The organism is Marinobacter sp. SS21, assembly GCF_028369065.1.
GTDB lineage: Bacteria > Pseudomonadota > Gammaproteobacteria > Pseudomonadales > Oleiphilaceae > Marinobacter.
This window is the reverse complement of record NZ_JAQNDA010000014.1, coordinates 34200-53291: the sequence shown is the minus strand read 5'-3', so window position 1 is coordinate 53291 and position 19092 is coordinate 34200. Positions and strand designations below refer to the sequence as shown.

General features: G+C 61.2%; 15 protein-coding genes and 1 pseudogene. 15 read left to right on the top strand and 1 reads right to left on the bottom strand.

Features of this window, described 5'->3' with window-relative positions; all coding sequences use genetic code 11:
- Window positions 1-13 precede the first annotated feature (13 nt).
- From murD to lpxC, 9 genes and pseudogenes are all read left to right on the top strand, one after another.
- Window positions 14-1354: a UDP-N-acetylmuramoyl-L-alanine--D-glutamate ligase gene (murD, locus tag N6L25_RS16095; protein WP_271982301.1), complete on the top strand. Its 1341-nt coding sequence runs from the start codon at window positions 14-16 to the stop codon at window positions 1352-1354.
- Complete coding sequence (gene ftsW, locus N6L25_RS16090; protein ID WP_271982299.1) at window positions 1354-2556, top strand: putative lipid II flippase FtsW; 1203 nt, start codon at window positions 1354-1356, stop codon at window positions 2554-2556. The genes murD and ftsW overlap by 1 nt, the downstream gene beginning before the upstream one ends.
- Window positions 2546-3628: an undecaprenyldiphospho-muramoylpentapeptide beta-N-acetylglucosaminyltransferase gene (gene murG / locus N6L25_RS16085; protein WP_271982295.1), complete on the top strand. Its 1083-nt coding sequence runs from the start codon at window positions 2546-2548 to the stop codon at window positions 3626-3628. The genes ftsW and murG overlap by 11 nt, the downstream gene beginning before the upstream one ends.
- Complete coding sequence (murC, locus tag N6L25_RS16080) at window positions 3621-5066, top strand: UDP-N-acetylmuramate--L-alanine ligase (protein WP_271982292.1); 1446 nt, start codon at window positions 3621-3623, stop codon at window positions 5064-5066. Before murG ends, murC begins: the two co-directional genes overlap by 8 nt.
- Window position 5067: 1 nt before the next feature.
- Window positions 5068-6015, top strand: a complete 948-nt coding sequence (locus N6L25_RS16075; protein WP_271982289.1) for a D-alanine--D-alanine ligase — start codon at window positions 5068-5070, stop codon at window positions 6013-6015.
- Between the two features lies 1 nt (window position 6016).
- Window positions 6017-6856 (top strand): cell division protein FtsQ/DivIB, encoded by an 840-nt coding sequence (locus tag N6L25_RS16070; protein WP_271982287.1) that lies wholly within the window; start codon window positions 6017-6019, stop codon window positions 6854-6856.
- Between the two features lie 32 nt (window positions 6857-6888).
- Window positions 6889-8124, top strand: a complete 1236-nt coding sequence (gene ftsA / locus N6L25_RS16065; protein ID WP_271982285.1) for a cell division protein FtsA — start codon at window positions 6889-6891, stop codon at window positions 8122-8124.
- A gap of 115 nt (window positions 8125-8239) precedes the next feature.
- Window positions 8240-9226 (top strand): annotated as a pseudogene (ftsZ, locus tag N6L25_RS16060) (cell division protein FtsZ); the annotation flags it as partial.
- Between the two features lie 381 nt (window positions 9227-9607).
- On the top strand, window positions 9608-10525 hold the full coding sequence (gene lpxC / locus N6L25_RS16055) for a UDP-3-O-acyl-N-acetylglucosamine deacetylase (RefSeq protein WP_271982280.1): 918 nt from the start codon (window positions 9608-9610) through the stop codon (window positions 10523-10525).
- Between the two features lie 11 nt (window positions 10526-10536).
- On the opposite strand, the gene N6L25_RS16050 is transcribed toward lpxC, so the two are convergent.
- Window positions 10537-10983: a DciA family protein gene (locus tag N6L25_RS16050; protein ID WP_271982278.1), complete on the bottom strand. Its 447-nt coding sequence runs from the start codon at window positions 10981-10983 to the stop codon at window positions 10537-10539.
- A gap of 321 nt (window positions 10984-11304) precedes the next feature.
- Between N6L25_RS16050 and N6L25_RS16045 the strand changes: the two genes are divergently transcribed.
- The 6 genes from N6L25_RS16045 (at window position 11305) to moaA (ending at window position 18947) form a co-directional block, all read left to right on the top strand.
- Entirely contained in the window at window positions 11305-12243 is a 939-nt protein-coding gene (locus N6L25_RS16045; protein ID WP_271982276.1) for a M23 family metallopeptidase, read from the top strand.
- Window positions 12244-12374: 131 nt separating this feature from the next.
- Window positions 12375-15113: a preprotein translocase subunit SecA gene (gene secA / locus N6L25_RS16040; RefSeq protein ID WP_271982274.1), complete on the top strand. Its 2739-nt coding sequence runs from the start codon at window positions 12375-12377 to the stop codon at window positions 15111-15113.
- Window positions 15114-15217: 104 nt separating this feature from the next.
- Window positions 15218-16435, top strand: a complete 1218-nt coding sequence (gene argJ, locus N6L25_RS16035) for a bifunctional glutamate N-acetyltransferase/amino-acid acetyltransferase ArgJ (protein ID WP_271982270.1) — start codon at window positions 15218-15220, stop codon at window positions 16433-16435.
- Between the two features lie 2 nt (window positions 16436-16437).
- Complete coding sequence (locus tag N6L25_RS16030) at window positions 16438-17376, top strand: Nudix family hydrolase (RefSeq protein ID WP_271982267.1); 939 nt, start codon at window positions 16438-16440, stop codon at window positions 17374-17376.
- Window positions 17377-17439: 63 nt separating this feature from the next.
- Window positions 17440-17916, top strand: a complete 477-nt coding sequence (moaC, locus tag N6L25_RS16025; RefSeq protein WP_271982265.1) for a cyclic pyranopterin monophosphate synthase MoaC — start codon at window positions 17440-17442, stop codon at window positions 17914-17916.
- A gap of 20 nt (window positions 17917-17936) precedes the next feature.
- Window positions 17937-18947, top strand: a complete 1011-nt coding sequence (moaA, locus tag N6L25_RS16020) for a GTP 3',8-cyclase MoaA (protein WP_271982263.1) — start codon at window positions 17937-17939, stop codon at window positions 18945-18947.
- Window positions 18948-19092: the final 145 nt, after the last annotated feature.

Sequence of the window (19092 nt, the reverse complement as noted above, 5' to 3'; positions counted from 1 at the left end):
TTACGGGTAATCCATGACAGTCATCGTTTCGGATCGTCGCATACTGGTGGTAGGGCTCGGCAAAACCGGGCTCTCCTGCGTGCGATACCTGTGCGCCCAGGGCCGGGAAGTCGCGGTGGCTGACAGCCGCCAGTCGCCGCCTGGGCTGGCCGAGTTGCAGGCCGGCTGGCCAAACGTACCGGTCTACCTGGGCGATTTCGATGCTGAGCTGTTTTGTCGCTTTAACGAGCTGGTCGTCAGCCCAGGTATCAGCATCGCGCTGCCAGCGATCCAGGCAGCGGCCCAGCAGGGCGCCCGCGTTCGTGGTGACATTGACCTGTTCAGCGAAGCGGCCAAGGCGCCCATCGTTGCCATCACCGGTTCCAACGGCAAAACCACTGTGACCACACTGGTGGGCGAGATGGCCAAGGCGGCCGGTGTGCGGGTCGCCGTTGGTGGCAATATCGGCACCCCGGCGCTGGATCTGCTGGACCAGACCGTTGAGCTGTATGTGCTGGAACTGTCCAGCTTCCAGCTGGAAACCACTGAGACTCTCGGGGCGCTGGCGGCCACCGTGCTCAACGTCAGCGACGACCACATGGATCGTTACGAATCCAAGATGGATTACTACCAGGCCAAGCAAAGGATTTACCGTGGCTGCCAGCATGCCATCATCAATCTGGACGATGCCCTCAGCACGCCGATGGCCCGCGATAACCTGAAGTTCTTGTGCTTTGGCTTCCATCGGGTCAACCCGGACACCTTCAGCACCCGCGATGACGACGAAGGTACCTGGATCACCTTTGGCTTTGACAACCTGATTCTCAGCGAATCCCTGCACCTGCTGGGCCGGCATAACGTCAGCAATGTCATGGCCGCGTTGGCTCTGGGCCGTGCTGCCGGCTTGCCGATGGCGGCCATGCTGGCGGTGGCCCAGCAGTTTCGAGGCCTGCCCCATCGCTGCGAGTTTGTGCGGCGAGTCGAGGGCGTTGACTACATCAATGATTCCAAGGGAACGAATGTGGGCGCGACGGTGGCCGCGCTGGAAAGTCTGGCCCCCCGTGACGGACGCATCGTGCTGATTGCCGGTGGCGATGGCAAGGGCGCGGATTTCGCACCATTGAGCAAACCGGCGGCTGCCCATTGTCGGGCGGTGGTACTGATGGGCGCCGATGCCGACCGGCTGGGTCAAATCGTACCGGCGGAGGTTGAATGCCTCACTGTAGGCAGCTTGGCCGAGGCCGTGCGCAGAGCTGCGGCTATCGCCGAGCCTGGTGACCGGGTGCTGTTGTCCCCGGCCTGTGCGAGCTTCGATATGTTCCGGGATTACCTCGACCGCGGCGACCAGTTTCGGCGCCAGGTGGAGGCGTTGTGATGCCGGCCGCGCCGACTCTCGGCCTCGACCAGGGCCTGTTTGGCCGCTTCCGGCCGTTGCCGTGGCTGGTGCTCAGTGCGGCATCCCTGCTGGTGTTGGGCATCATCATGATTTCCTCTGCGTCGATGGACATGGCGGCGGAGACCGTTGGCAACAGTTATCACTATGTGCTGCGACAGCTGATCTTTGCTGCGCTGGGCTGTGCTCTGGCGCTGGCCGCGGCCAATGTGCCACTGGCCTGGTGGGAACGCAGCGGCTGGCTGCTGCTCGGCGTTGGTTTGCTGGTGCTGGTGCTGGTGCTGACGCCCCTCGGCCGCACGGTCAACGGCTCGACGCGCTGGATTCCCTTTGGGCTCTTTAACGTCCAGGTCTCGGAGATCGCCAAGTTGTGCCTGATCGCCTATCTCGCCGGTTACGTGGTGCGGCGTCGGGACGAACTGGTGAACACCTGGTCTGGCTTTATCAAGCCGGTGGGGGTGTTGACCTTCGCCTCGGTACTGCTGGTCATCGAGCCGGATTTTGGCGCTACTGTCGTGCTGATGGCCGCCGCGCTGGGAATGATCTTCTTGAGTGGCGTTCGACTCAGCCGCTTCCTGCCATTGATTGCCGTTTGCGTGGTGGTCGGAGTCGCCCTGGTGGTGACCCAGCCCTACCGTCTGAAGCGGGTGGTCAGTTACCTGGACCCGTGGAAGGACCAGTTTGATACCGGTTACCAGCTCACCCAGTCGCTGATTGCTTTCGGGCGTGGCGACTGGGCCGGGGTGGGGCTCGGCAACTCGATTCAGAAACTGTTCTACCTGCCCGAGGCCCATACCGATTTTATTTTTGCCATCGTGGCGGAGGAGTTTGGTCTGTTGGGCTCGCTGCTGGTGCTGGCCTTGCTGACGCTGCTGGTGTTGTCGGGGTTTGCCATCGCGCGCAAGGCCGAAAAGGCCGGCATGACCTTCGGTGCCTGTTTTTCCTACGGCATATCGCTGCTGATTGGGCTCCAGGCGACCATCAACATCGGCGTGAACACCGGGCTGCTGCCGACCAAGGGACTGACCCTGCCATTAATGAGTTACGGCGGCTCCAGCCTGATGGTGACCTGTGTCTGTATTGGGATTCTGGCCCGGGTGGAAATGGAGCGCTCGGATCAGCTGGAGCAGGCCGCCGCGGGTACGACAGTAAAGTCTGCAGGAGGTGCGTCCTATGACGACTAAACGCTTCCTGATTATGGCCGGCGGCACCGGCGGCCATGTGTTTCCTGCTCTGGCCACGGCGCGCATGTTGCAGGAGAAGGGGCATGAGGTTTACTGGCTGGGCTCCCGGGGCGGTATGGAGGAACGGCTGCTCGGTGCAACCGACATCCCGCTATCACTGATTGCGGTATCCGGGCTCCGAGGAAAGGGCCGGTTGGCGTTACTGGCTGCCCCGTTCAGGCTTACCCGGGCGCTGGTGCAGGCGTTGGCGATCGTGCGCAGCCTGAAGCCCGACTGCGTCATTGGAATGGGGGGCTTTGTCACCGGTCCCGGCGGTCTGGCGGCCTGGTTGACCAGGACCCCTCTGCTGGTACACGAACAGAATGCCATCGCCGGTCTCACCAACCGGATCCTGGCTCGATTCGCGAAGACCGTAATGGAAGCGTTTCCGGGTAGCTTTGGTCCCCAGAAAGTGACTCGCTGTACCGGAAATCCGGTGCGGCAGGATCTGGCCCGGATTCCCGAGCCGGTCTCCCGCTTCGAAGGACGCAGCGGCCCCCTGCGGATGCTGGTGGTGGGCGGTAGCCTGGGTGCCCAGGCGATCAACCAGCGGGTGCCGGAGGCGTTGGCCAAGCTCGACGCCGGCATTCGCCCGATCGTGCGTCACCAAAGCGGTGAACGCAACCTGGACCTGGCCCGGGAGGCCTATCAGACAGCGGGCGTGGAGGCCACCATCGAGCCGTTTATCGAAGATATGGCTCAGGCCTATGAATGGGCCGATCTGGTGCTGTGCCGCTCTGGCGCACTGACGGTGTCAGAGCTGTGTATCGCGGGCGTGGGGGCGATTCTGGTGCCGTTTCCCCATGCCGTGGATGATCATCAAACCCGCAACGGTCAGCAGATGGTGGCAGCCCAAGCTGCAATCCTGATCCCTCAGCAACGGCTGAGCGCGGAGTTACTGGCCGATACCCTGGCCGAGCTCTGCAGTGACCGGCAGCGGATAACCAACATGGCGCAGGCGGCCCGCTCTCTGGCTCGTCCTGACGCAACGGAGAGAGTTGTGAATTACTGTCTGGAGGCGGCGAATGCCTGAGATGACCAATCCACCGCTGGTGTACCAAGTGCCCGAGATGCGCCGGATCCGCAATATCCATTTCGTGGGTATCGGTGGCGCCGGCATGAGTGGAATTGCCGAGGTTCTGAAGAATCAGGGCTATGACGTGTCCGGTTCCGACATTCGTCACAGTGCGGTGACCGACCGCCTGAGCGCCCTTGGCGTCCAGGTGTTTATTGGCCATGCCGAGCAAAACAGCGCGCAGGCCGATGTGGTGGTGGTGTCCACTGCGGTGGCCCAGGACAATCCGGAAGTGGCGGCCGCGCGTGCGCGCCGGGCGCCCATCGTGCCCCGAGCCGAGATGTTGGCGGAAATCATGCGTTACCGGCATGGCATAGCGGTGGCTGGAACCCACGGCAAGACCACGACCACCAGCCTGATTGCCTCGATTCTTGGCGAGGCCGGGCTCGATCCCACCTTCGTGATCGGTGGCAAACTCAACAGCGCTGGCACCAATGCCCAATTGGGCGGTTCGCGTTACCTGGTTGCGGAAGCGGACGAGAGCGATGCGTCGTTCCTGCATCTGACGCCGGTGATTTCGGTGGTGACCAACATCGAAGCCGATCACATGGATACCTATGGCGGCGATGTGGGGAAGCTCAAGCAGACCTTTATCGACTTTCTGCACAACTTGCCGTTCTACGGCGTCGCCGTGATGTGTGTGGACGATGCCTATGTCCAGGAAGTCATCCCGAAGATCTCCCGAGCGATCATCACCTATGGCATCGATAACCTCGAGGCCGATTATCGGGCTGAGCAAATTCAATTCGACGGCCTGTGTAGTCGCTTTGTCGTCAAGCGTCCGGGCGGACGGGCTGACCTGAAGGTGGAGCTGAAAATGCCGGGGCGGCACAACGTGCTCAACGCCCTGGCGGCCATCGCGGTGGCCACCGATGAGGGTGTGGATGATGCTGCCATCTGTCGTGGCTTGGCGGGATTCGCCGGCGTCGGCCGGCGCTTCCAGGTCTACGGCGATTATCAGACCAGGAATGGCAACGTGACGTTGGTGGACGATTACGGCCACCATCCCACCGAAGTCGAGGCGGTGATCAAGGCAGCACGGGAGGCCTATCCCGGCCGCCGCTTGGTGATGTTGTATCAGCCCCATCGTTACAGTCGTACCCGTGATCTCTACGAAGACTTCGTCCGAGTGCTGTCGGAAGTCGATGGCCTGCTGCTGATGGAGGTCTACGCCGCGGGAGAGCCCGCCGTACCGGGAGCCGACGGACGGGCCCTGTGCCGAAGTATCCGTCAGCGAGGCAAGCTCGAACCGGTATTCGTGGAGAGCAACGAACACGTTGAACAACTGCTGGCGGGCGTGCTGCAGGATGGCGACCTGCTGATCACGCAGGGAGCCGGCGATATTGGCGGAGTAGCCGCGCGACTGGCCGCCGCGGGGGTAATTGCAAGTGAGTGAGATGAGCGAGCAGGTATACCGGGTCGATGGCGACACCCGACAGGCATTGGGGCGGGTAGCCGTGTTTATGGGCGGAGATTCCGCGGAGCGTGCGGTGTCGCTGAAAAGCGGTGCCGCCGTGGTCAGTGCCCTGCAGTCTGCCGGTGTGGACGCCTACGGTGTCGATGTTCAGGGCTGCTTGCTGGAAACCGTCAAGGAGCCGGAATTCGATCGGGTGTTTATAGCGTTGCATGGCCGTGGCGGTGAAGACGGCACGCTGCAGGCTATCCTGGCCCAGGCCGGAATCCCCTATACCGGCAGTGAGGTTCTGGCATCGGCCCTGGCCATGGACAAGTTGCGGACCAAGTACGTGTTCGAGGGCTGCGGACTGCCGACTCCAAAGTTCCGGGCGATGGCGTCCCTGGACGAGGCGGATGAGGTGTTGGCTGCGCTGTCGTTGCCGCTGAGCGTCAAGCCGTCCCGCGAAGGCTCCAGCATCGGAATCTTCAAGGTGACCAGCCGGGACGAGCTGATTCGAGCCTACCGGAATGCCAGCGAACACGACTCGCTGGTGCTGGTGGAGGAGTGGATCGAGGGGCCGGAATTTACCGTCAGCGTGCTCCAGGGGCGGGCGCTGCCGGCCATCGGCCTGAGTACCGATCATGAGTTTTATGACTACGACGCCAAGTACCTGACGGACGATACCCAGTACCGCATTCCTTGTGGCCTGGCGCCGGATCTGGAGCTTGAACTGCAGCATCTGGCGGTGAACGCGTTCCAGGTTCTGGGCTGTCGCACCTGGGGCCGGGTAGACGTGATGCAGGACGAGGACGGAGGCTTCTGGTTGCTGGAGGTGAACACGTCGCCGGGCATGACGGATCACAGTCTGGTGCCCATGGCGGCCAGAGCCGCGGGTATCAGTTTTGAGGAGCTGGTGGTGCGCATCCTGCGCGACACCTTGGAGGGCTGAGATGCTTGATCGGGTACTGGTGCGCGGGCGCGCCATACCCCCCGAGCCGCCACGGCGACGGGGGGCAACCTCCCTGGAGCCGGATGGTGAACGGTTCAATCCGTTCCGCGCCCTTTGGGAGGCGCTGCCGTGGATGCAGGTGGGCCTCGGCGCCGTGGTGGTGACGCTGGCCGCCCTGGTGCCCTGGGGCGCGGGTGAAGTGCTGAACACCATGGACCGCCAGATCATGGCCATTGATGTGCGCGGAGAGTTGGTGGGTGAAAGCCAGACCGACCTGGAGCGTCAAGTCAGTAAATGGGTCGGCCGCAGCTTCTTCGCCACCGACCTGGCGGACGTGAAGACGGCTCTCGAGCAACGGCCCTGGATCGCCAGTGCGGCGGTACGTCGAATCTGGCCAGACCGGCTGCTGGTGGAGGTTCGGGAGAAGAAGCCGCTGGCGTTCTGGAACCATGGTCAGCTGGTCAGTCGCTCAGGCCAGCTCTTTGCGCCACCGAATCGGGACGTGGCCGGTCGCTTACCGCATCTGGCCGGCCCCGACGACCGGGTGCGAGACGTCATCGATATGGCCCGGGGCATGGCCGAAGTGCTGGCACAACGGGAGTTGGGTTTTGCAGGCCTGACCCTCGAGCCTCGCGGAGCCTGGACCCTGACCCTGGCCAACGGCATCGAAGTATCGCTGGGGCGGGACCAGGTAGAGCAACGCTTTGAACGCTTCATCACCGTGTATCAGGAACGCCTGGCAACACGAGCGGGTGAGGTACAACGGATTGATGCCCGTTATAGCAACGGTGTGGCGGTTCAGTGGAAGCCGCTGGACGAGACATCGGGCAATAAATCATAGACGCAATTTAGAACCACGTTTTGGTGAAACACATGTCATCGGTTGATACGGAAAACATGATTGTCGGCCTCGATATCGGCACTTCGAAAGTAGTGGCGATTGTCGGCAAGCGAAAGTTGGACGGCACCATCGAAGTTGTCGGGATCGGATCACACCCCTCCCGTGGTCTGAAACGGGGTGTGGTGGTGAATATTGAAACCACCGTTCAGGCGATTCAGCGTGCGGTCGAGGAGGCCGAGTTGATGGCAGGCTGCCGGATTCATTCGGTCTACGCCGGCATCGCGGGCAGCCATATCAAGAGCCTGAACTCCCATGGCATCGTCGCCATCCGCGACCGGGAGGTCACCCAGGCCGATATCGACCGGGTCATTGATGCCGCCCAGGCGGTTGCCATTCCGGCTGACCAGAAAGTGCTGCATATCCTGCCCCAGGAGTTCGTTATCGATAACCAGGAGGGCATCAAGGAGCCGATGGGCATGTCCGGCGTGCGGTTGGAAGCCAAGGTGCACCTGGTGACCTGTGCCGTCAATGCCGCTCAGAACATCGAAAAGTGTGTTCGCCGGTGCGGTCTGGACGTCGATGACATCATTCTCGAACAGTTGGCGTCCAGCTACGCCGTACTGACTGAGGATGAGAAAGAGCTGGGGGTCTGTGTGGTGGATATCGGTGGTGGCACCACCGATATTGCGGTGTTCACCGGCGGCGCCATTCGCCATACCGCGGTGATTCCCATCGCCGGTGACCAGGTGACCAACGACATAGCCATGGCGTTGCGGACCCCGACTCAGAACGCCGAGGAAATCAAAATCAAGTATGCCTGTGCCCTGACCCAGTTGGCCGGCGCCGATGAAACCATCAAGGTGCCCAGCGTTGGCGACCGGGCGCCCCGGGATCTGTCGCGCCAGGCCCTGGCCGAGGTGGTGGAGCCGCGCTACGAGGAACTGTTCACTCTGGTGCAGTCCGAATTGCGCCGCTCAGGGTTTGAGGAATTGATCCCCGCAGGGGTGGTGATTACCGGCGGCTCTTCCACCATGGAAGGTGTGGTGGAGCTGGCCGAGGAAATCTTCCACATGCCGGTTCGGCTGGCCTGTCCGCAGGCCGTCTCCGGTATGACGGAGGTGGTCAACAATCCGATTTACGCCACCGGCGTTGGGTTGCTGATCTATGGCTTCCGCCAGATGGATCTGGGGGTAGAGCCTGTGCTCAAAGGCGAGGAACCAGTCTCACTGGTGGAGCGCATGAAAAACTGGTTCACCGGCAATTTCTAGGTAACCAGGGCAGTAACCGGCCCCAGGCCGGCGCGTTAACGAAGGTATCTCGAAAACTGAAGACTCAAAAAATCAGCCGGGACAGGCTGATCATCGCACGAAGGAGTAGGGGAAAATGTTTGAACTAGTCGATAACGTCCAGCAAAACGCTGTGATCAAAGTCGTCGGTGTAGGCGGTGGTGGCGGCAACGCCGTGCGTCACATGCTCAGCAGCGACATCGAAGGGGTGGAGTTCATCTGTGCGAACACCGATGCTCAGGCCCTGACCGACCTTGAGGCCCGCCAGGTCATTCAGCTCGGCGGAAACATCACCAAAGGCCTGGGAGCCGGTGCGAACCCCGAAGTGGGTCGACAGTCCGCCCTGGAGGATCGGGACCGGATTTCCGAGGCCCTGCAGGGTGCGGACATGGTGTTCATTACCGCGGGCATGGGTGGTGGTACCGGTACCGGTGCGGCTCCCATCGTCGCCGATGTGGCCCGTGAAATGGGCATCCTGACCGTGGCGGTGGTAACCAAGCCGTTCATATTTGAAGGTGGCAAGCGAATGAGCGTGGCGGAGTCCGGATTGAAGGACCTCGAGGAATGCGTTGATTCGCTGATTACCATTCCCAACGAAAAACTGCTGGCCGTCATGGGTAAGAAAACCAGCCTGCTGGACGCCTTTGCCGCGGCCAACGATGTGCTGCTGGGCGCGGTCCAGGGCATTGCCGACCTGATCACCCGTAACGGTATGATCAACGTCGACTTTGCCGACGTGAAGACGGTTATGTCCGAGATGGGTATGGCGATGATGGGCACCGCCCGGGCCTCCGGCGAGAACCGGGCCCAGGAAGCTGCCGAAGCCGCGATCCGCAGTCCGCTGCTCGAAGACATCAACCTTCAGGGCGCCAAGGGTATTCTGGTCAATATTACCGCGGGCATGGACCTGAACCTGGGCGAGTTCTCCGAAGTGGGCGACATCGTGCGCGAATTCGCATCGGATACCGCCACGGTGGTGGTGGGTACCGTTATCGATCCGGAGATGACCGACGAGCTGAAGGTGACGGTTGTGGCCACCGGTCTGGGTGGAGAACGCGACAAGCCAACCAAGGTGGTGGATAACTCCCGCACCCTGGACGGCACCACCGATTACCATCAGCTGGATCGTCCGGCGGTACTGCGTCGTCGCGCGGTTACCAATGGCAATGTTGCCCTTGACCAAAGCAAGGAGAGTGAGGAACAGAGTGTCGACTATCTCGATATTCCCGCATTCCTCCGCCGCCAGGCTGACTGATAGTCTGGCGGTAACCGGCGTTAGGCGCTTCTGTTGCTGGTCAGCAGGGTCAACGCTTGCAGAGTGTTGCTGAGGTAATATGGGTTAACTGGGCCACGGTCTGGCGTTGCCAGGTTGGTTAAATGGTATTCAGTTACGTTCTCTGGTATCCTCTGGCCAAATTTTTTCTGCCCAGAAGATATCTACTTTTTGTTACGGGTAAATGTGCCAATGATCAGACAACGGACCCTCAAAAACACCATCCGAGCCACTGGAGTGGGCTTGCATTCGGGTGAGAAAGTCTACCTCACGCTGAAGCCGGCACCGGTGGATTCCGGCATTGTGTTCCGACGAACGGACCTCGAACCGGTTGTGGAGATCCAGGCCCGTGCCGAGAACGTTGGCGAAACCATGTTGTCCACCACCTTGGTCAAGGACGGCGTTCGTGTGGCTACGGTCGAGCACCTGCTGTCCGCTATGGCTGGGCTGGGCATCGACAACTGCTACGTCGAACTGAGTGCCGCCGAAGTGCCGATCATGGACGGCAGTGCAGGACCTTTCGTCTTTTTGCTGCAGTCTGCCGGTATTGCCGAGCAGGACTCCGCCAAGCGGTTTATCCGCATCAAGCGGGAAGTGACTGTGGAAGAGGGCGACAAGAAGGCTACCTTCCTGCCGTTTGAAGGCTTCAAGGTGAGCTTCGGCATTGATTTCGACCACCCGGTGTTCAAGGGGCGCGCGCAGACAGCGTCGGTCGACTTCTCCAGCACCTCGTTCGTCAAAGAAGTCAGTCGCGCCCGTACCTTTGGCTTCATGCGCGATATCGAGAAGTTGCGTGCTATGAACCTGGCCCTGGGCGGAAGTGTGGACAACGCCATCGTTGTGGATGATTACAAGATTCTCAACGAAGATGGCCTGCGCTACGACGATGAGTTCGTCAAGCACAAGGTGTTGGATGCCATTGGCGACCTGTACTTGCTGGGTAACAGTCTGATTGGTGAATTCCGTGGCGTGAAATCTGGCCATGACCTGAACAACAAGTTGTTGCGCAAGCTGATTGCCGAGGAAGACGCCTGGGAGGTTGTGACCTTCGATGATGAAGCGACGGCGCCCATTTCTTACCTGAAGCCTGTGTTGGCCGCGCAAGCTTAAGTCAGGACGACTTAATCCCGCGCATGGCTTGCGAGTTTTTCGAGAACCTCGCGTAGTTTTTTATCCTTCGTGTGCCCGGCTTCCTCTTTGAGGAGCCGGGCATTTTCGTTGCTGAGCGGTTGCATGGTTCGGGACCGGCTGCGTTGGTGACGCGCCGGACGGACCTTGACGGTAAGCTTCCAGGCGAACCGGAAAGGATCTTGCTGTCGCAGAGCTTCCAACACCTCATGCTGGCGGTAGCGTAGCTGGCTGGCGATGGTGGCGTTCTCCGCGCTCAGGGTGAGTTCGCCGTCGTGAAAGCTGACAAAACGAATCCGGCTTTTCAGCATGGCAGGAATCGCGCTAAGCACCGCCCTTTCGGCATGGGCATGAAGCTGAGCTTTGCTGAGCAGGTCGTTGAGCGTCGACGCCGGGCGGCTGCTTTCGGGAGTCAGGCGCAAACTGGGTTTCTGTTTCATGAAAAAACCTATACTCGACGGCGATAGTAACGATTGGTTACACTTGGGCACGTTTATTCAGTAGGCACTTCATTACACTCATGTAATATTGATTGCCGGGAGTGTATTCAAGGTGTCGGCTGATTCTTATCTTATTTTGTGGTCGTTGCCTACAGGATGCACCTTTTTTTAAACAATAAAAGGTACATGCTGCCCAAGATCGAGTCGTCGGGGAAGGGATCCCCGTATCTGGCACTGGATGGCTGGCAGGTCCTATGGGATCGCAGGAGATGCTCGACTACGCGGATGCTGGGGCGGCTCTGGATGAACCCTGAACACAATATGAACATCATTCTAGTTGGTAAGAAGCACGGCCAGTCCCGTGTGCTTCCAGTGACATTGCCTTTGGCGCTGCTCTTCGTCTGCCTTATTGCGGCAGTGGCGAGTGTTTCGGCCTGGTTGGCGTACCGGGCGGCCCAGGGCGCCGAGGTTGAAAATCGCGCCGAGCTGACCCCATTGGTGGTCGAGGTCTGGCAGCAGCGTTTATTGCAGCAGCGGGAGCAGCTGGCGAATCTGGAGACCTTAAGCCGTCAGCAGGTGGATGCGCTGACCCTGCGGCTGGGGGAAATGCAGGGTCGTCTGCTACGGCTGGATGCCATGGGGCAGCGGTTCGTGGAGTCGGGCCTGATCGCCAGCGATGAATTCGATTTTGATCAGCCCGCAGCGGTCGGGGGGCCTGAGGATGCGCTGCCGGGGGAATCCTATACCACGCCGGCACTGAGCGACATGATTGCCGAACTTGAGGCCCGCATTGGCGATCGCGAGCAGCAGCTGCGACTGCTGGACTCTCTCATTTCCCGCAAGCAGATGGAAGATGACCGATTTGTGGCGGGACGCCCCATCACCTGGGGTTGGCTGTCTTCCCGTTACGGTTATCGCTCGGATCCGTTTAACGGCCGCCGTACCTGGCACGCTGGGGTGGATCTTGCCGGCAAGGAGGGCAGCGATATCATTGCTGTGGCTGCCGGGGTCGTTACTTATGCCGACGATCGCCATGGTTATGGCAATCTGGTGGAAATCGATCATGGGGATGGTTTGGTGACCCGTTACGCCCACTGCAAGACCATCGCAGTGAATGTCGGCGACATTGTCCAGAAGGGGCAGGTGGTTGCGCTGATGGGAAGTACCGGCCGTTCCACTGGCCCCCATGTCCATTTCGAAGTGCTCCGTGACGGTCGGCCCCAGAACCCGGAACACTATATCCAGCGAGCCAGTCGTTAGTTCGGCTGGCCGCCCCGTCTATTTGTCATTTCCGCTCCAGCCGGCCAATACCTTGCGCCCTGCCTTTTTTCCTTTCGCCAAATAAGGTTAGAATGCCGGCTTCGTCCGTTTAATCAAAGAAGCAGTGGTTTATGTTCACGAAGCTCGCGACCAAGATGTTCGGCAGTAAGAATGCCAGGGAAATCAAAAGAATGCGCAAGACAGTCTTGCACATTAATGAACTCGAGGAGCAACTTGGCGGATTGTCCGACAGCGAGCTTCAAGGCAAGACCGCTGAACTCCGTCACCGTCTGGCCGAAGGTGCCTCGCTTGATGATCTGCTGCCCGAGGCCTTTGCGACGGTCCGCGAAGCGGGTCGTCGTGCCATGGGCATGCGGCATTACGATGTTCAGTTGATTGGCGGTATCACCCTGCACGAGGGGCGGATCGCCGAGATGAAGACCGGTGAGGGTAAGACCCTGGTGGCAACCGCCGCGGTTTACCTGAACGCCCTGTCTGGACAGGGTGTGCACGTGGTCACGGTGAATGACTACCTGGCCCGGCGAGATGCCGAATGGATGGGCAAGCTTTATCGCTTCCTCGGCCTTCAGGTGGGCGTGATCGCCTCCGGCCAGAGTCCCGATGAGAAGCGGGCGGCCTATCAGGCGGATATCACCTACGGTACCAATAACGAGTTCGGCTTCGACTACCTGCGCGACAATATGGCGTTCAGCTCGGCCGACAAGGTGCAGCGGGGGCTCAACTTCGCCATTGTGGATGAGGTGGACTCCATCTTGATCGACGAGGCCCGTACTCCGTTGATCATTTCCGGTGCCGCCGAAGACAGCTCCAAGCTGTACCGGGAGATCAACGCCCTGGTGCCGAGTCTGGTCAAAGGCGAGGAGACCGAGGAGGGCGAACCGGAAGGCGACTTCACCATCGATGAGAAGTCCCGTCAGGTTGAGCTCACCGAGGCCGGCCACGAAAAGGTCGAGGAGCTGCTGCTCAGTCGCGGCCTGCTGAAGGAAGGTGAAAGCCTCTATTCAGCCGCCAATCTTGGCTTGCTGCACCACGTGCATTCCGCCTTGCGAGCCCATCACCTTTTCCAGAAGGACGTGGACTACATCGTCCAGGGCGGTCAGGTGGTGATTGTAGACGAGCACACCGGTCGGACCATGCCGGGGCGGCGCTGGAGCGAGGGGCTGCATCAGTCCATCGAGGCCAAGGAGGGGGTTAACATCCAGGCCGAAAGTCAGACCCTGGCCTCCACCACCTTCCAGAACTATTTCCGCCTGTACGACAAGCTGGCAGGCATGACCGGTACCGCAGACACCGAGGCGTTCGAGTTCCGCCAGATTTATGGTCTGGATGTGGTGGTGATCCCGCCCAACCGGCCGGTGCAGCGGATCGACCAAAACGACCTGATCTACCTCACCCAGGAAGAGAAGTTCCACGCCATTATCGACGAGATCAAGGACGTCACCGCTGAGGGCCGTCCGATCCTGGTGGGTACCGCCTCCATCGAGGCCTCCGAGCTGCTGTCCATGCTGCTCAAGAAGGCCCGCATCGAGCACAAGATTCTCAACGCCAAGCAGCATGAGAGTGAGGCGCATATCATTGCCCAGGCCGGTCGTCAGGGCGCGGTCACCATTGCCACCAACATGGCCGGACGTGGTACCGACATTGTGCTGGGGGGCAACTGGGAGTTTGAGGTCGCGGAACTGGATAACCCCACGGAAGAGCAGATCGGAAAGATCAAGGCAGCCTGGAGCGAGCGCCACAATCAGGTGCTGGAGGCTGGCGGCCTGCACATCGTCGGCACCGAACGGCATGAGTCCCGTCGCATCGACAACCAGCTTCGCGGTCGTGCAGGCCGTCAGGGTGATCCGGGCTCGTCCCGCTTCTTCCTGTCGCTGGAAGACAACCTGATGCGGATTTTTGCGCCGGATCGGGTCAAGAGCCTGATGCAGGCCATGGGGATGAAAAAAGGCGAAGCCATCGAGCATCGGATGGTCACCAACGCCATCGAGAAGTCCCAGCGTAAGGTTGAAGGCCGCAACTTCGATATGCGGAAAACCCTGCTGGAATACGATGACGTGGCCAACGACCAGCGCACGGTGATCTATGAACAGCGCAACGAGGTGATGGCTTCCGAGGACATCTCGGGCATGATCGAAACCATTCGTGAAGATGTGGTGGCCGGATTGGTCAGCGAGTTCATTCCGCCCCAGAGCATGCCGGAACAGTGGGATGTTGCCGGGCTGGAGGCGCAGCTGCAGTCTGAGATGGCAGTTGAGCTGCCGATTCAGAAGTGGCTGGATGAGGACAGCAAGCTCTACGAGGAGACCCTGCATCAGCGTATCCTGGACGAGGTGGTCACCGTTTACGCCGGCAAGGAGCAGGTGGTGGGTGCTGAATCCATGCGCAAGTTCGAGAAGCAGGTGGTGCTGCAGGTGCTGGATACCCTGTGGAAGGAGCATCTGTCCAACATGGATCACCTGCGTCGTGGCATCCATTTGCGTGGCTATGCCCAGAAAAACCCGAAACAGGAATACAAGCGCGAAGCCTTCAACCTGTTTGAATCGCTGCTTGAGACCATGAAGCGGGACATCACGCGGGTTCTGTGCCACGTCAAGGTGCAGAGCCGGGAAGAAATGGAAGAGGTGGAGCGTCGTCGCAAGGCCGAGCTGGAGCGGGAGCTGGCCAAGGCCAAATTGCGCCATGACGAAACCTCGGTGACCGGATCGGCACCGGAGGGCCAGCGGGAAGGCGGCGCGGCGCCGGCGACACCGGACACCTTCGTCCGACAGGAGCGCAAGGTGGGCCGAAACGAGCCTTGTCCCTGCGGGTCCGGGAAGAAGTATAAGCAGTGTCACGGTAAAGTGACCTGATACAGACACACTGAATCCTAACCCGCACCCTGGACAACGCAGGCTGCGGGTTTTTCGTTTAAGTCGGAAAGGTTCCGGCGGACAGTAGCAAGAGGAGAGAGAAGATGGCGGTAGGGCCAGGCACATTACCTGAGTTTTTTCCCGTCGCCGGCGTGCGGCTGGGCATCGCCAGCGCGGGGATCAAGACCCCGGGGCGCAAGGACCTGGTGGTGCTGGAGCTGGCGGAAGGTAGCCGCGTGGCGGGAATCTTCACCACCAATCAATTTTGTGCGGCGCCGGTGACCGTCGCCCGACAGCATCTGGCCACGGCGCAGCCCCGTTTTTTGGTGATCAACACCGGCAATGCGAATGCCGGTACCGGTGTGCAGGGTATGAGCGATGCACTGGAAACCTGCTCCGCCCTCGCCCGTGAGGCCGGCGTTGAGGCTGCCGCGGTGCTGCCGTTTTCCACCGGTGTTATCGGCGAACCGCTGCCGCTGGGCCGGTTGGTGACGGCCTTGCCGGCGGCGCTGGCGGACCTGTCCGAGGATCACTGGGCCGAGGCGGCGGCCGGTATCATGACCACCGATACCCGGCCTAAGGGCAGTTCGCGTCAGGTCATGATCGACGGTCAGCGGGTAACCATTTCAGGGATCAGCAAAGGTGCCGGCATGATCCGCCCGAACATGGCCACCATGTTGGGCTTCATCGCCACCGACGCCCACATTGAACCGAGGCTGTTGCAAGAACTGGCCAGTGAGTTGGGCGACCTGTCGTTCAATCGCATCACCATTGATAGCGATACCTCCACCAACGATGCCTGCATGCTGATTGCAACCGGCCAGTGCGGTGCCGGCGAAATCGACCGGCAGAGCCCAGGGCTGCCGGCGCTACGGGAAGCTCTGGCTGAGGTCTTCCTGGAGTTGGCTCACGCCATTGTGCGCGATGGCGAGGGTGCCACCAAGTTTGTGACGCTGGAGGTGAGCGAGGCCGCCAACCAGGATGAAGCGTTGGCGGTGGCCTACACGGTGGCGCATTCTCCGCTGGTAAAAACCGCGCTGTACGCCTCAGACCCCAACTGGGGGCGCATTCTGGCTGCGGTGGGTCGTGCCGGCGTGGCGGGCCTGGATCTGGATGCCATTGAAATTTGGCTGGGCAACGTGTGTCTGGTTCGCGACGGCGGCCGGGCAGAGGATTACAGCGAGGCGCGTGGCCAGGCGGTCATGGATCAGGAGGAAATCACCATTCACATCAAACTGAAGCGGGGTGAGGTGCGGGAGCGGGTGTGGACCTGCGATTTCTCCCACGATTACGTGACCATCAATGCCGAGTACCGGACCTGACCATGGCGGAGGTGCATGTGGCGGTCGCGGTGATCCGGCGAGGTGAGCGGGTGTTGATTGCCCGGCGTCCGGATCACGTCCATCAGGGGGGGCTGCTGGAGTTTCCTGGGGGCAAGGTCGAACCCGGGGAAACGGTGCAGGCGGCGCTGGTGCGGGAGATCCATGAGGAAACTGGCTTGGTGGTGGCGCCGGACTCGTTGCGACCGGTGATCGGGATTCGGCACGATTATGGCGACAAGCGGGTTTTTCTCGACGTCTGGAGCACCGCTGCGGTGACTGGCGAGGCCCATGGCCGTGAAGGACAGGAGGTCGGCTGGCTGCCGCTGGCGGACTTGCGTGATGCCGATTTTCCTGCCGCCAATCGCCCCATCATCCGCGCCCTCAATCTGCCCCATCGCTATGCCATTACCGGGTACTTTGATGAAATCGGCGCTGGCTTGTTGCGGCTCGAGCGGGCTCTGGCGCGTCATCGCCCCGGCATGGTGTTGCTGCGTGCGCCCTGGTTGCCGGCGCCAGCCTATCGCCAGTTTGCCGAGGCCGGGCTGGCGTTGTGTCAGGCGGCCGGAGCCGCGGTCATGTTGCACGGTCGGGCCGAGTATGGGCATGTCCCTGGGGTTGCCGGCGTCCATCTGCCCTGGCGTGAGGCCGCGGCCCTGTCGGAGAGACCGCTGGAGTCCGGCTGGTTGCTGGCGGTGTCCTGTCATAATGCGGCGGAACTGCGCCAGGCCATGGCCCTGGGCGCAGACTTTGCCACACTGGGGCCGGTGCAACCCACGGCGTCCCATCCGGACGCCCAGCCATTGGGATGGGAGCGGTTCCGGCAGCTCGTGGCGGGTGTCGCTGTGCCGGTGTTCGCACTGGGCGGGACAGGTCCTGGCGACGTGGGTTGTTCCCGGGAGCGCGGCGGTCAGGGGATCGCCGGCATTGGCTACTGGTGGTAAACCCTGCCGCTGATAGGCTGGAATCGGGTACACTGGGAGGAGTTGATTGAAGCAGGAGTGATTGTGAGCGAATTGACTCATCTGGATGACAAGGGTGCGGCCCGGATGGTGGATGTTACCGCCAAAGCGGTTACCGAGCGGGAAGCCCGGGCGCAGGGGTTTGTGCGCATGGCGCCGGAGACCCTGGCGATGATTGTGGATGGCCAGCATCCCAAGGGGGATGTGTTGGCAGTGGCCCGAATTGCCGGCATCATGGCCGCCAAGAAAACCCACGAACTGATCCCGTTGTGTCATGCCCTGAATCTGACTTCAGTAAAGCTCGAACTAACCCCGCAACAGCAGCCATCCGGGGTGCAGATCGAAGCGCGCTGCAAGCTGGCCGGCCAGACCGGCGTCGAGATGGAAGCATTGACGGCGGTCAGTGTCGCCGGACTGACCCTGTATGACATGTGCAAGGCGGTGGACCGGGCCATGGTGATCGAGCAGGTCCGTTTGCTGGAGAAGCGCGGCGGGCGTAGCGGGCACTGGCGGGCTGAGTGATGCGGTCGCCGGGAGATTCCATGACTAAGCCGCAGCCCCTGATAGACAATTTTGGGCGTCAGGTGACCTACGTGCGTCTGTCGGTCACTGATCGTTGTGACTTTCGTTGCGTCTACTGCATGGCCGAAGAGATGACCTTCCTGCCCAAGGCCCAGGTGTTATCGCTGGAAGAAATGGCGGTGCTGGCCCGCAACCTGGTGGCCTGTGGCGTGACCAAGATTCGGCTGACCGGGGGTGAGCCCCTGGTGCGTCCTGGCGTGGTGGAGTTGGTCCGTACGCTGAGTGCGTTGCCGGGGCTCCAGGAGCTGTGCATGACCACCAACGGTGGGCGGCTGCAGGATCTGGCGCAGCCGCTCAAGGACGCCGGCTTGCACCGGTTGAATATCAGTCTCGACAGTCTGGATGCCGAGCGGTTTCACGCCCTGACCCGTACTGGGCGGCTGGGGCGTGTGCTGGCGGGGATCCAGGCGGCGCAGGATGCGGGCTTTGAGCGCACCAAGCTCAATGCGGTGATACTGCGGGGACGCAACGAGGACGAGGCACTGCCATTGGTGCGGTTCGCCCTAGCCCATCGACTCGACCTGAGCTTTATCGAGGAAATGCCGCTGGGGGTGATCACCGAGCACGACCGGGCCGAGGCCTTTATCTCCAGTGATGAGTTGCGGGCGATGATTCGCCGCGAATTCACGCTGGAAGCGGCAGCCGAAAATACCGGCGGGCCATCGCGTTATTACCGGGTGCCGGGACATCCGGTGCGGATTGGTTTCATTTCTCCCCACAGTCACAATTTTTGTGGCGATTGCAATCGGGTGCGGATCACCACCGAGGGACGCCTGTTGCTGTGCCTCGGCAATGAGCACGCGGTGGATCTGCGGGCGGCATTGCGTGACGGGCCGCAACAGCCGGAAGCCGTGGATGGCCGGGTTCAGGCCGCGTTGCAGGCCGCCATGGCGATCAAACCGGAGCGGCATGACTTCACCCTGGACGACGAGCCCCAGATTCTGCGTTTCATGAATGCCACCGGCGGGTAGGGGGTAAGACCTCGTGGGAGGTTTCTTCGTACTACGCCAATTGGCGGCCTTCTGTTAAAATGCCCGGCTTAATCAGACTGAGGGGTCGCTGATACTACCCCGTCTGGCTCGCCCGAGTGCTCGGGACCGACGGTGGCGACTCCCT

Bases quoted from the DNA above. Each gene is read 5' to 3' on its own strand.
- murD (WP_271982301.1), top strand. From the start codon at position 14: ATGACAGTCATCGTTTCGGATCGTCGCATACTGGTGGTAGGGCTCGGC.
- ftsW (WP_271982299.1), top strand. From the start codon at position 1,354: ATGCCGGCCGCGCCGACTCTCGGCCTCGACCAGGGCCTGTTTGGCCGC.
- murG (WP_271982295.1), top strand. From the start codon at position 2,546: ATGACGACTAAACGCTTCCTGATTATGGCCGGCGGCACCGGCGGCCAT.
- murC (WP_271982292.1), top strand. From the start codon at position 3,621: ATGCCTGAGATGACCAATCCACCGCTGGTGTACCAAGTGCCCGAGATG.
- N6L25_RS16075 (WP_271982289.1), top strand. From the start codon at position 5,068: ATGAGCGAGCAGGTATACCGGGTCGATGGCGACACCCGACAGGCATTG.
- N6L25_RS16070 (WP_271982287.1), top strand. From the start codon at position 6,017: ATGCTTGATCGGGTACTGGTGCGCGGGCGCGCCATACCCCCCGAGCCG.
- ftsA (WP_271982285.1), top strand. From the start codon at position 6,889: ATGTCATCGGTTGATACGGAAAACATGATTGTCGGCCTCGATATCGGC.
- lpxC (WP_271982280.1), top strand. From the start codon at position 9,608: ATGATCAGACAACGGACCCTCAAAAACACCATCCGAGCCACTGGAGTG.
- N6L25_RS16050 (WP_271982278.1), bottom strand. From the start codon at position 10,983: ATGAAACAGAAACCCAGTTTGCGCCTGACTCCCGAAAGCAGCCGCCCG.
- N6L25_RS16045 (WP_271982276.1), top strand. From the start codon at position 11,305: ATGAACATCATTCTAGTTGGTAAGAAGCACGGCCAGTCCCGTGTGCTT.
- secA (WP_271982274.1), top strand. From the start codon at position 12,375: ATGTTCACGAAGCTCGCGACCAAGATGTTCGGCAGTAAGAATGCCAGG.
- argJ (WP_271982270.1), top strand. From the start codon at position 15,218: ATGGCGGTAGGGCCAGGCACATTACCTGAGTTTTTTCCCGTCGCCGGC.
- N6L25_RS16030 (WP_271982267.1), top strand. From the start codon at position 16,438: ATGGCGGAGGTGCATGTGGCGGTCGCGGTGATCCGGCGAGGTGAGCGG.
- moaA (WP_271982263.1), top strand. From the start codon at position 17,937: ATGACTAAGCCGCAGCCCCTGATAGACAATTTTGGGCGTCAGGTGACC.